The sequence below is a fragment of the Enteractinococcus coprophilus genome (assembly GCF_006716305.1).
Classification (GTDB): Bacteria; Actinomycetota; Actinomycetes; order Actinomycetales; family Micrococcaceae; genus Yaniella; species Yaniella coprophila.
Genome location: NZ_VFOU01000002.1, coordinates 353,876 through 366,322 on the forward strand (window position 1 = coordinate 353,876; position 12,447 = coordinate 366,322).

Here is a 12,447-nt window from a genome sequence, read left to right on the forward strand (position 1 = left end):
GTGGCCAACACTGACGCAACTACTCTCGACGACGGCCCAGCCCTGTTGATCCCAGGGATGGGCGAAGAAGGCGAAACACTTGTCGTCAAGCAAGCCGCTGGCCAGCAGTCCGAGACCGAAGAAGTAAAGTTCGGCACCTCGCGTGCGGACCGTGCCACCAGCTTCAACCTTGCAGATTTCCCGGTCCTGACCGGTGAAGAAGAAGACTGGCGCTTTACCCCGCTACACCGCCTTGCCGGGCTGCACCTGCCAGACGGCGACGACGCGCTGCTGACCGGTGTCGAACCCAAGGTTTCCGTCACCGAACACGAGGGCGTCACAATCGAGACCGTTGGTCGCGATGACACACGCCTGGGCTCCTTCATGGTCCCAGATGACCGCACTTCTGCTGCCGCCTGGGCCTCCTTCACCGAAGCCACCGTGATCACCGTGGCTGACAACCTCGAAATTGACAGCCCGATCACCGTTTCGGTGGAAGGTAACTCAACGGATCCAGCAGCACAGCACATCTATGTCGCTGTCGGAGCCAATGCCCACGTCAACCTGGTCATCAATCAAACTGGCAAGGCGACTGTCTCACAGAACATCGAATTTGCCGTTGGTGAGGGCGCCAATGTGAATGTCACCTCGATCCAAGCCTGGGATGATGAGACTGTTCATGTCGGTTCACAGCAAGCCTCCCTGGGTAAAGACTCGACCTTCAAACACGTCGTTATCACCTACGGCGGTTCGCTAGTACGTCTGACCCCGATCACCCGCTTCGCCGGTGAAGGCGCGACCACCAACATGTACGGCCTGTACTTCGCTGATGCGGGTCAGCACCTGGAACACCGTATCTTCATTGATCACTCGACCAACAACTGCACCTCGGATGCCCTCTACAAGGGTGCCCTGCAGGGTAAAGGTGCGCGCACCGTATGGGTTGGCGACGTCCTGATTCGTGGGAACACCTCAGGTACCGACTCGTATGAGAAAAACGAGAACCTCCTACTCAGCGAAGGTGCGCAGGCTGACTCGATTCCTAACCTGGAAATCGAAACCGGCATCATCGATTCCGGTGGCCATGCATCCTCCGTTGGACGTTTTGATGAACAGCAACTGTTCTACCTGATGGCTCGGGGTATCCCAGAGCCGCTAGCCCGCAAGCTGATCGTGCGTGGTTTCCTCAACGAAATCATCCAGAAGATCGGCATCGAGGAAGTTGAAACAGCCGTGACTGAGGTCATGGAAGACGAAATCGCCGACCTCGAGCTCTAAGCCCCACCTGTAGCCATTACCCAAAGCCCCGTACCCACGGGCAACAAGGAGACTTTTACAACAATGTCAACTCTTGAGATCAAAGATCTGCACGTCAGCATCGATACCGAACAGGGCGAGGTAGAAATCCTCAAAGGTGTCAGCCTGACCATCAACTCCGGTGAAACCCACGCCATCATGGGCCCGAACGGTTCCGGAAAATCCACCCTGGCTCAGGCCATCGCCGGTCACCCCGCGTACAATGTCACCAGTGGCACAGTCCTGTTGGATGGCGAGGACGTCTTGGAGATGGAAGTCGACGAACGTGCTCAGGCCGGCTTGTTCTTGGCCATGCAGTACCCAGTAGAGGTACCAGGTGTGTCGATGACGAACTTCCTGCGTACCGCTAAGACCGCTCTTGACGGCGAAGCACCAACCATCCGCACCTGGGCCAAAGACGTTCGCGAAGCCATGGAGAACCTGGAAATGGACCAGACTTTCGCAACTCGTAACGTCAACGAAGGCTTCTCCGGTGGTGAGAAGAAACGCGCAGAAATCCTGCAGCTGGAACTCTTCAAACCAAAATTCGCGATTCTTGATGAAACTGACTCCGGCCTAGATATCGACGCCCTGCGCGTTGTCTCCGACGGTGTCAACCGTGCCCAGGAAAACAATGGCATGGGTAGCCTGTTGATTACCCACTACACCCGTATCCTGCGCTACATTAAGCCAGACTTCGTGCACGTCTTCGTGGACGGGAAGATCGTCGATTCCGGCGGCGCTGAACTGGCTGATCGCCTCGAAGACGAAGGCTACGTCAACTACGAAAAGACCGAAGCCACCGCCTAAGGCGAGTCTGATAACGTGCTAAGCAGACGGATCAGGAGGTAACCATGTCCACTGTTGCACAAACACCATTAGAAGACATTGAAGAGGCCCTCAAAGACGTCATTGACCCCGAACTCGGCGTCAATATCGTTGATCTGGGACTGCTATACGGATTAAACTACGCCGAAGACGGCGCGCTCATCGTCGACATGACGCTGACCACTGCCGCCTGCCCGCTCACCGATGTGATCGAGGATCAGGTTGGCCGTGCCGTCGAAACCATGGTCGATGAATGGCGCCTCAACTGGGTCTGGATGCCACCATGGGGTCCAGAAAAGATCACCGAAGACGGTCGCGAGCAGATGCGCGCACTGGGCTTCAACATCTAACCCAACTGCTTGTTCACCAGCCGGTCGCACACCGCGAGGTATGCGACCGGCTGGTCATTTAACCGCATACACTGATAATGCCCCAACCTCAAAGGACAAAGGAAACATATGCTCACAGTCGGCGTAGACGGATCAGCACTTAGCAACCCAGGACCCGCAGGCTGGGCCTGGTACATTGATGAATCCAACTGGGCAGCTGGGGGATGGGACGAGGCCACCAACAACCGTGGAGAACTCACCGCCATTATTAAAATCCTGGAAGCCACCCGGAATACCGACCACGATCTCACTATCCTGGCCGACTCCCAATACGCCATCAATTCGATCACCAAATGGATGACCGGCTGGAAAAAACGCGGGTGGAAAAAATCCGACGGCAAACCCGTCGTCAATCAAGACCTCATGGTGCAACTCGATGAGCTCATGACCGAGGCTCAAAAGGCTGGGCGAACGATCACTTTCAAATGGGTCAAAGGCCACGCCGGCCACCCACTGAACGAGGCCGCCGATTCGCGTGCCAACGCCATGGCCAAAGGATTTCAAAGCGGTGAGCCAGCACCATCCGGGCCAGGCCTCAATATCAATGCACACCCAGCAGTAAACGCGGAAACGGCTGAAGCCGAACCAGGGTTGACGGCCTCACCGAATGGTTCAGTCACCGTGCACACACCATTGGAGCGAACGATGGCCGATGAAATCGTTTCGAGAGCACAACAGCGCGGCGTTACACCTCACCAAGAACTAGCCCGCCTGATCGAGGCTGGCATGGACGTGCTCTACCGAACCGAACAGTGAACAAAATCGTCAAACACTGCCGGCAGCCCTACACTAGACTAAGCCGCTTCTCTTTCCACCACCGTGAGGTATTACACGCATGATTTCAGCACAACAGTTGTCTGTTGTTGTTGGCTCTCGGACCCTGCTGTCCGATGTCACGTTCCACATCAACGCCGGCGACCGTGTCGGCCTCGTGGGACGCAACGGCGCCGGGAAAACCACGCTGACCAAAGTTCTCATGGATGAAGTCATTCCAGCAACTGGCAAGGTCATGCGCTCCGGAACGGTCGGCTACCTCCCTCAGGATCCACGGACCGGTGACCTGACGCAAACCGTTCGGGACCGCATTCTGTCAGCCCGCGATCTGGCCGAGCTGTCTCGCCGAATGCGCCGGGCCGAAGATGAAATGAGCTCCGCAGATCCCAAACTCATGGAACGCGGTATGCGCCGCTACCCAGCCGCGGAAGCAGAGTTCATTGCGGCCGGGGGATATGCGGCCCAATCGCAGGCTGCTTCTATTGCAGCCAACCTGGGTTTGGACAACAGCATTATGGACCGGCCACTCGAGACCCTTTCTGGTGGTCAACGCCGACGCGTAGAGCTTGCACGGATTCTGTTTGAGAAACCCGACACCATGATCCTGGATGAACCAACCAACCACCTGGATGCTGACTCCATCGTCTGGCTCCGCGAGTATCTTAAGACCTACGAAGGTGGACTGTTGATTATCTCGCACGATCTGGATTTGATCGACGAGGTCGTCAACATCGTCTTCTTTTTGGACGCGACTCGCCAGATCATCGACATCTATTCGATGGGCTATCGTGCCTACCTCAAACAACGCGAAGTCGATGAGCGGCGTCGTCGTCGCGAGCGGGCTTCTGCCGAGAAAAAAGCCGCTGCTCTCTACGCACAGGCCGACAAGATGCGAGCGAAGGCTACCAAAGCAGTAGCTGCCCAGAACATGGCACGTCGTGCCGATCGCATGCTGGCCGGGCTTGCTGATAAACGCGCCGAAGAAAAAGTGGCAAATCTACGCTTCCCGACACCTGCCCCGTGTGGGAAAGTACCCTTGACGGCCGCTGGATTATCAAAATCTTATGGGTCAACTGAAGTGTTTACGGGCGTCGATCTCGCGATTGATCAGGGCTCTCGGGTAGTCATTCTTGGCTTTAACGGAGCGGGCAAGACCACGCTACTGAAGATCCTCGCCGGGCACGCAGAACCAGATTCAGGACAAGTCAAGCCCGGCCACGGTCTGAAACTGGGTTACTACGCCCAAGAACACGAGACTTTAGATATCAACCAGTCCGTGTTGGGAAATATGACATCCGCGGCACCAGATCTCGACGCAACCACTGCTCGGACGGTTCTTGGGTCATTCTTATTTTCCGGCGATGACGTCCACAAGCCTGCAGGCGTGTTGTCCGGTGGTGAAAAGACTCGACTGGCATTAGCAACACTGGTGGTTTCTGGGGCGAATGTTTTACTCCTCGATGAGCCCACCAACAACCTTGATCCGGCGTCGCGCGAAGAGATTCTAGCGGCAATCCGCAATTATGAAGGTGCCATAATTCTTGTTACGCACGATGCCGGCGCGGTCGAAGCCCTTGATCCGGATCGGGTCCTCATCCTGCCGGATGCCGATGAGGATATTTGGTCGGAAGATTATCTAGAGCTGGTGGAACTCGCTTAGGTGCCACAGCTCAGTCAGCCATTGAGCATGGCGTCTTCGATTTCCTCGTCGGTTAATTGACCCTTGCGACGTTTCACCGGTTTGACGCGTTCAACCCGGTGCGCCGAGATGTAACCATCTTCTTCTCGTTCCCCGTAGATTTCGTCTTCACGGTTTCGGACAGCCTTTTGATAGGCCAGCCAGCCCCACACGACGAAGGACATCAGCCCGAACGTAAACCACTGCATCGAATATGACAGATGTGGTCCTTCATCACGTTGTGGCTCCGGCATCTGTTGGGGGACCACATCCATTTGAGGTGATTCTCCAGCCATGAGACCGTACGCGTCTTCTGCCACGTCATAGTCGAGCTGTTCATTGACGGTTGGAAGATTAATGGACGCTACCTGACCAGCGGGGGCATCGCGATTAATGGTCTCTTCACTAGGGACGACGCGAATAACAATGCGCGCTTGGCCTTCGGGTGGGGAGGGTATTGCATCTGGTGTGGATGCATCTTTACCAATCGGTAACCACCCACGATCTACCAGGATACGGTCGCCGGATTCAGTCACGAAGGGTACCAGTACTTCAAAACCTGGCACACCAGCGCGGGGCCGATTTCGGGCGACTAACGTATCTTCGGTGAGATATTGGCCGTCTACTATGACCGGTGTCCACTTGTGTTGTTCTTCGAAGTTCCCAAAGAGGTGGCCGGCCTCCGAGTAGGGGACGGGTTCAATGTCATAGTTACCGACGATCTTATTGATCTCATCGAGTTTTTCCATGCGCCGATCCATCTGCCATTCGCCGAGAAATACGGTTGCGATGGAGAAGATAATGCAGAAGATGAACCCGCCAATCCAGGCACCTGACAGCAGAAACCGGAAATTCAGCTTCGGTTTCTTCGTGGTTTCGGACTGTTGTTCAATGCTCATGAAAAATTGTCACCTGGGTAGCGGTTGGATTTCTTTGAGAAAGGCTCGAGATGATAAGAAGTCGGCGAGGAACTGTCTATGCTCATCACAAGCCAACCAGATTTTGCGACGCTCCGAGTTGTGAATTTTCGGATTATTCCATAACAGTTGCCAGATGGCGTCCGCAGTGCACGCTTTCCGCGAGCATTGCGGCACGGTATTTACCGGGTCGGATATCGTTGAGCCGCTCTGAAGGAGATTTCCCAAAAGATCAGGACCTTGTGTCATCATATCTTCTTCTCATCTTGGTCCAGATCAGCCTGACCTGCTGCGGATTCAGCGGATGGCGTGCGGGGTGCTTGGTCGCTGGCGTCGTCAATGACATCACCGATAATCACCGCGTCGTCGTCGCTTTCCTCAGCTTCGTGCTTTGCGGCTTCCAACGCAGCCTGTTGGGGAGGAACCGTTGTAATAGAGCGATTTTCGACTTGTCGGATATTATTTGCGATCTGCACGCCAATCCACGGTGCCAACATGCCGCCGATAAACACCGCAATCTGAACCCAGCCATGGGTTAGCAAGACGACAAACAATGAGGCAATCCGCACACCGATCAATACCGCATAGATTCGGTTTTTACGCTCGGAGTCGGCAACAACTGACTCGGAAGCACCCGTGATGAGATAGACCTGGTGATCTGCTTTTTTCTGTAGGCGTTTGTGCTCTCGACGGTCTCGTTTTTGGTGTCGGGAGGAGGATTTCGACTGATGGCTCAAGTCGCCTCCTTTCGCGCCGGACGTTGTGCGGCACAAATTTCGTTACGTTAGGGGTTGCAGCATCTATTGTCTCACTTTCCCGCTTAGAGTAGTGACAAAACGTCTCGATCAATCTCAAGGAGAAAATGTGGCGCAAGGCCGAAGTGTATTAGTAACTGGCGGAAACCGGGGGATTGGTCTGGCCATCGCCCGAGCTTTTCAAGCAAATGGTGACAAGGTAGCGATCACCTCACGCTCCGGTGAGGGCCCCGAAGATTTATTTACGGTGCAAGCGGATGTCACTGATATGGCTTCCCTCGATGCAGCATTTGAAAAAATTGAAGAAGCTCACGGCCCGGTTGAAGTGTTGGTGAACAACGCCGGCATCACCAACGATCAATTGCTCTTACGCATGTCCGAAGAGGACTTTCAACAGGTCATCAATACGAACCTGACAGGCTCGTTTCGTGCGCTGAAACGCGCTACCCGAGGCATGGTCCGACTCAAAAAGGGCCGAGTCATCTTCATCTCTTCTGTCGTTGGACTGTACGGTTCACCAGGTCAGGTCAACTATGCGGCTTCTAAATCGGGGCTTGTTGGCATGGCACGTTCCTTGACCCGCGAACTGGGCTCACGCAACATCACCGCAAATGTGGTCGCCCCCGGCTACATTGATACCGAGATGACACAAGAGCTCAGCGAGGACTTGCAAAAGCAATATAAGCAAGCGATACCAGCGGGACGCTTTGCGGCACCAGAAGAAGTTGCCAACGTAGTCCGCTGGTTGGCGTCTGATGAAGCAAGCTATATTTCAGGTGCAGTCATTCCAGTTGATGGCGGCCTAGGGATGGGACACTAAAACCTATGACACAGACTCAAGATTTAGCTAATAAAAGTATTATCGTCACTGGCTCCTCACGCGGAGTCGGCGCCGCCACTGCACAACTGTTGGCTGAGCGTGGCGCCGGAGTGGTGATTAACTACCGTCAGAAAGCACCGCGGGCCAATAAGGTCGTCAAACAGATTGCAGAAGCCGGCGGGAAGGCAGTCGCTATCGGCGGTGACATCACCACCCCTGAGGGCCGTCAGGCCATGATCCAAGCTGCCCAAGAATCCTTTGGCGGATTGGACGTGTTGGTGCTCAATGCATCAGGTGGTATGGAAAGTGACTTTGGAGAAGACTACGCCATGCGCCTCAATCGCGATGCGCAAGTCGCCATGCTGGAAGAAGCCGCTGACGTCATGAACGCTGGGGCACAGATCGTTTATGTCACCAGCCACCAGGCGCACTTTATCGATGACGTTCCAACTATGCCGGAATACGAACCTGTCGCGAAATCGAAACGCGCCGGCGAGGTTGCGCTGCGTGAGCGTATACCGATGTTGGAAGAAAAAGGCATCGGGTTTGTTGTAGTAACCGCGGACATGATCGAAGGCACGATCACGGCAACTCTGTTAAACCGGATGAATCCAGACGCGATCGAATCCCGACGTGAAGCCGCTGGAAAGCTCTATACCGTCGAAGAGTTCGCAGAAGAGATCGCGGCCCTTGTTGGGCAAGATCAACTCGAGATTGGCCACACGGAATATGTCGGTGGGGCCAAAGACTACTTCGAACAGCTCGAAAATAAGTAAAGTCCTTTTGATGCAATGGCGCCGAAAGAAGTTTCGGCGCCATTGTCGTCCCCAGCCGCTGAGAGCCCAGAAGTTATAACCAAGCTAACTCTCGGGACTGGTCAGAAACCCAATACAGCTCGCAGAACGTCGTGGCTGGGGACCTCAACAATGCAGTCGGCATGCCTGCGCACAATCGGCTTCGGACAGAACCCGACTCCGTATCCAGCAAGGGCAATCATGTCGAGATCATTAGCACCATCTCCGACAGCAACTGTGGCTTCCAGTGGCACACCGCGTTCCTGGGCCCACTGGCGCAACATGTCTGCCTTGGCGGTTCGATCGATAACACGTCCAGTGACCTTACCGGTGAGTTTGCCATCCGAGATCTCCAACGTATTGGCCGTGAATCCATCAAGCCCAAGTTGTTTGGCCAGTGGTTCCAATGCGTGGGTAAACCCTCCCGATACGGCATACACGTACCCGCCAGCTTGTTGGACGGCGTCGACTAATTCTTGGGATCCATCATGGAGTGTGGCCGCGGCAGCGACTTCATCTAAAACTTCTTGTGGCAGGCCAGCCAGGGTGGCCACCCTGTGATGCAGCGAGTCGGCAAAATCGATTTCGCCTCGCATCGCACGTTCTGTGACTTCAGCGACCTCTTGCTCTTTGCCCGCATGCGCTGCCAGTAATTCAATCACTTCCTCGTGGATAAGTGTCGAATCCACATCAAAGACCACCAGTGGTGCCTGCTCTTTAAATATTTCAACCTGCGCGGAGGACAAGACAGCGGAGTACCAATCAGCTGGCAGATCTTTGAGACGGTCTGCTGCCGAGACCCAGCGATGCCCGGTAAAGCCAACACCCACAAGACTTTCCGCGTAGGTGGGCACACCGTCTAACCGTGAATGCCCCACGTTGTTATAGACCACTACGCGGTCACCAATCTTCATGTTGGCAATATTTATCGGCATTACCGGTTCCTTTCACCAAATCGTTGTGCATCTAGCCTAGTCTGGTTGCTATGAGTTCCACCGAATTAATCCCCTCTGCAACAATTGCGCAACGCCCCATTGTGGCCCCGCACGACTTTGAACCACTGGAAGACTCTGTCCTCCATATGTCACATGTGACACTGCGTCGTGGTGAGAATGTGTTATTGGACGATGTCTCATGGCACATCGAAGAGGGCCAGCGCTGGATTGTAATGGGACCCAACGGTGCCGGCAAATCAACACTGATTAATATCGCAGCAACACGAATGCACCCCACCAAGGGAAACGTTGCGATCTTAGGTGAAGTTCTAGGCGCGGTGGACGTTTTTGACCTGCGTCCATCGATTGGGCTGTCGTCAACTCTGTTAGCTCAGCAAGTCCCCGGGGGCGAAACCGTCCAAAACCTCGTGGTGACGGCCGCTTATGGGGTCACGGGCCGATGGCGTGAAGAATACGAACCAGAAGATCTACAGCGTGCAGAAAGCTTGTTAGCACGCTGGGGGATCGCTGGTTACGAAGACCGTAAGTTCCGCACGCTATCAGAAGGCGAACGCAAGCGTGCTCTGATCGCGCGCGCCATGATGACCGATCCAGAGCTGTTGATCTTGGACGAGCCGGCTGCTGGGATGGACCTGGCCGGTCGAGAAACTCTTGTTCGTTCCTTGAGTCAATTGGCCACCGATCCATTCTCGCCCACGCCGATCCTGGTCACCCACCACGTCGAAGAAATTCCGCCCAACTTCACCCACGCGATGCTCTTGCGAGAAGGCCAAGTCGTCTCGGCAGGCCCTATCGAGACAGCCCTGACCGAAGAGACCCTGTCCGAAGCTTTCCGGCTGCCCCTGAACGTGTCGCGAAATGCCGAAGGTCGCTTCTCGGCGTTTGCACGCACCTAAACACGTTCAAGGAGACCCATGGAGATATTGGGTTTGGAGTGGTGGCAAGTACTCATCGTGCTGCTGGCCGGCTTCTGGGCCGGGACCATTAATTCAGTTGTTGGTTCCGGCACACTTGTCACCTTTCCGACGCTCGTTGCGGTAGGCTTTCCTCCGGTCACGGCGCAAATGTCCAATGCCATCGGGCTCGTAGCGGCCGGTTTTTCTGGTACCTGGGGGTATCGGCGTGAGCTTCGCGAAGCCGGTACGATTGCCAAGAAACTAACCTGGGGATCACTGGCCGGGGGCCTTATCGGGGCCACCCTGCTGATGCAATTACCAGCAACCGTGTTTGACTATGCGGCTCCGATCCTGATCGTCTTTGCTGTACTCTTCGTGGTGTTCCAGCCACGACTCAACGCATGGGTGCGACGACGGCGGCAGGCCGATGGCGATGAACCCGTCAGCCCGGAGGTTTCGCCAGTGCCATCAGGACGCGTTACTCCCGCACTGTTCGTGCTGGTTTTTCTAACCGGTATCTACGGCGGTTATTTCGTGGCCGCCCAGGGGGTCCTCCTGATGGGCATCCTTGGCGTCTTTATGACGACGGGAACGCTGGTGCACGCTAACGCCATCAAGACCTGGTTGTCGTTGGCCGTCAACCTCATCGCCGCAACCGGTTATCTGCTCTTTGCTTTTGATCGGATTGACTGGACTGCGGTATTACTCATTGCCGTGTCCTCTTTGATCGGCGGGTCACTGGGGGCCAAAATTGGACGCCGTATTCAACCAAAGATGCTGCGTACCGTCATCGTGATTGTAGGTGTTGTTGGCGTCATCAATATGGTGCTGCGCCTCGTCAACGGTTAGCGCTTCTCCAGTATGGGCGGCGCTTTGGAGAGTAGGCGACGCATATCTTGCACGAGATGCCAGATCTTTGGATACCGTGTAGGATATATCCTTGGTCTAAAGACCGAATTGTCAATTAGTCTTCGTGCAGCTGGCAAAATCCAGTGGCACTAACGAAGGAACTTAGTATGAAAAAAGATATTCACCCTGATTACAACTACGTAATCTTCAACGACCTGGCATCAGGCGAACGTGTTCTGACCCGTACCACCGCTACCTCGGAGCGCACCGCAGAGTGGGAAGACGGTAATACCTACCCGGTAATCGATGTTGAAATCTCCGCTGCTTCGCACCCGTTCTACACCGGTAAGCAGCGTATTTTGGACACCGCTGGCCGTGTTGAGCGCTTCAATGCTCGTTTCAAAGGCTTCGGTGGCAAGAAGTAACCACCGAGTTCTTCTTTCAATAAGCTTTACAGCAGCGTCACACGATGTGTGACGCTGCTTGTGTTAAGGACACTAATTCACGTGCTCTCTAAGCGTTCGGTTCGCATACGTGCTGAGATCAAAGCAATCAGCGTCCCCACCAATGAGCCGATGAACGTCTCAAATACGCGGTCGACAACTAATACAGATGGAGCAATTGGATTCGCCAAGCTAATCATCAAAAGTGCTAGGGGAGTCACTGCTAACATAGCGACCCCGTAGTTACGACCGATGAGCAATTCGGCTACACCCTGGAGCACGACAACGACGACAAGTAACGCCACGATCGGCAGTTCTAGCCACAATAATAGGGCGGCCACTAACACACCCAAAGTGGTACCTGTGAAGCGCTGCAAACCGCGGGTGATGCGATGAGTGGTTGCCGTTCCAGCCAGAACGACGCTTGCGGCAACTGTCGCCCAGTACCAATGATCATTATCGAATGTATGACCAATAAGCCCCGCCAGCAATGCTCCAATACCCACCTTGACTGGCACAGACCACTCGCCCCGGAAGTTCGCTTTTTCTAGTGGGCGAAACACCTTCACAATACTTCGAGTGCGCAGAAGCCCCAGCGTCGCCGTCAGAGCTAAACTCCACAGTACTGTTGAGCTCGCCACAATGAGCACTTGGGCTACGTTGCTCCAGGTAGCCGGCATGGTTGCTACAGCTCCTGCAGCAAACACGGCAAAAGTCGCACCCCCAGGATGCCACCGAAAACCAATCGCTATTGCCGTGACCACTGTCGCGATCAGCGCGACCATCATAATTCTCACAGTGATCTGCGCATCGAAAACTGCCAGCAGGGTGCCCACGACCATCACGCTGATGAAGACCAACCCGGCACCCAGTTGCATACGAAGACGATCCCCGTAGTAATGGAACCGACCGTATAGTGAAGCTAGGGAACCGAATGATGCATAGATGGATAGATCCATGCGATCCAGCATGTACAAGACGAGTAGCGGAACCGCAATGGAAGTGGCCGCACGCAACGCGACACGGTGAGCACCAGCATGGGGACCAAACGAGAACGCCGCTTTACGTATTTT

The 12,447-nt window shown here is 54.9% G+C and carries 14 protein-coding genes; 10 read left to right on the top strand and 4 right to left on the bottom strand.

The annotated features are described in order from the left end of the window. The first annotated feature begins 57 nt into the window (after positions 1-57). The 5 genes from sufD (at position 58) to FB556_RS06425 (ending at position 4,926) form a co-directional block, all read left to right on the top strand. A complete protein-coding gene (sufD, locus tag FB556_RS06405) occupies positions 58-1,257 on the top strand; it encodes a Fe-S cluster assembly protein SufD (RefSeq protein WP_141866533.1) in 1,200 nt (399 codons plus the stop codon). A gap of 63 nt (positions 1,258-1,320) precedes the next feature. Continuing rightward, positions 1,321-2,085, top strand: a complete 765-nt coding sequence (gene sufC, locus FB556_RS06410) for a Fe-S cluster assembly ATPase SufC (protein ID WP_141865922.1) — start codon at positions 1,321-1,323, stop codon at positions 2,083-2,085. Positions 2,086-2,129: 44 nt separating this feature from the next. Beyond that, on the top strand, positions 2,130-2,453 hold the full coding sequence (locus tag FB556_RS06415; RefSeq protein ID WP_141865924.1) for a metal-sulfur cluster assembly factor: 324 nt from the start codon (positions 2,130-2,132) through the stop codon (positions 2,451-2,453). Positions 2,454-2,561: 108 nt separating this feature from the next. Next, on the top strand, positions 2,562-3,248 hold the full coding sequence (locus FB556_RS06420; RefSeq protein WP_141865926.1) for a ribonuclease H family protein: 687 nt from the start codon (positions 2,562-2,564) through the stop codon (positions 3,246-3,248). 79 nt (positions 3,249-3,327) lie between these two features. Next, a complete protein-coding gene (locus FB556_RS06425) occupies positions 3,328-4,926 on the top strand; it encodes an ABC-F family ATP-binding cassette domain-containing protein (protein ID WP_141865928.1) in 1,599 nt (532 codons plus the stop codon). Positions 4,927-4,940: 14 nt separating this feature from the next. Here the strand turns inward: FB556_RS06425 and FB556_RS06430 are convergent, their stop codons facing one another. Both FB556_RS06430 and FB556_RS06440 read right to left on the bottom strand, forming a co-directional pair. Continuing rightward, positions 4,941-5,843 carry an SURF1 family cytochrome oxidase biogenesis protein gene (locus FB556_RS06430; RefSeq protein ID WP_141865930.1) on the bottom strand — a complete coding sequence of 301 codons (903 nt, stop codon included), beginning with the start codon at positions 5,841-5,843 and terminating at the stop codon, positions 4,941-4,943. Positions 5,844-6,109: 266 nt separating this feature from the next. After that, positions 6,110-6,598 (bottom strand): DUF3099 domain-containing protein, encoded by a 489-nt coding sequence (locus FB556_RS06440; protein WP_170200392.1) that lies wholly within the window; start codon positions 6,596-6,598, stop codon positions 6,110-6,112. A gap of 127 nt (positions 6,599-6,725) precedes the next feature. Between FB556_RS06440 and fabG the strand changes: the two genes are divergently transcribed. After that, positions 6,726-7,436, top strand: a complete 711-nt coding sequence (gene fabG, locus FB556_RS06445) for a 3-oxoacyl-[acyl-carrier-protein] reductase (protein WP_211344000.1) — start codon at positions 6,726-6,728, stop codon at positions 7,434-7,436. A gap of 5 nt (positions 7,437-7,441) precedes the next feature. Further along, positions 7,442-8,212, top strand: a complete 771-nt coding sequence (locus FB556_RS06450; protein WP_141865936.1) for an SDR family oxidoreductase — start codon at positions 7,442-7,444, stop codon at positions 8,210-8,212. A 101-nt stretch (positions 8,213-8,313) separates the two neighbouring features. Here the strand turns inward: FB556_RS06450 and serB are convergent, their stop codons facing one another. After that, entirely contained in the window at positions 8,314-9,165 is an 852-nt protein-coding gene (serB, locus tag FB556_RS06455) for a phosphoserine phosphatase SerB (protein ID WP_246057245.1), read from the bottom strand. A gap of 146 nt (positions 9,166-9,311) precedes the next feature. Here serB and FB556_RS06460 point away from each other — a divergent pair, with 146 nt between their 5' ends. From FB556_RS06460 to FB556_RS06470, 3 genes are all read left to right on the top strand, one after another. Beyond that, entirely contained in the window at positions 9,312-10,082 is a 771-nt protein-coding gene (locus tag FB556_RS06460) for an ABC transporter ATP-binding protein (protein ID WP_141866539.1), read from the top strand. 18 nt (positions 10,083-10,100) lie between these two features. Further along, entirely contained in the window at positions 10,101-10,931 is an 831-nt protein-coding gene (locus FB556_RS06465; protein WP_141865939.1) for a sulfite exporter TauE/SafE family protein, read from the top strand. Between the two features lie 167 nt (positions 10,932-11,098). Beyond that, complete coding sequence (locus tag FB556_RS06470) at positions 11,099-11,356, top strand: type B 50S ribosomal protein L31 (protein WP_141865941.1); 258 nt, start codon at positions 11,099-11,101, stop codon at positions 11,354-11,356. Between the two features lie 77 nt (positions 11,357-11,433). Here the strand turns inward: FB556_RS06470 and FB556_RS06475 are convergent, their stop codons facing one another. Next, positions 11,434-12,333 carry an FUSC family protein gene (locus FB556_RS06475; protein ID WP_246057246.1) on the bottom strand — a complete coding sequence of 300 codons (900 nt, stop codon included), beginning with the start codon at positions 12,331-12,333 and terminating at the stop codon, positions 11,434-11,436. Positions 12,334-12,447 lie beyond the last annotated feature (114 nt).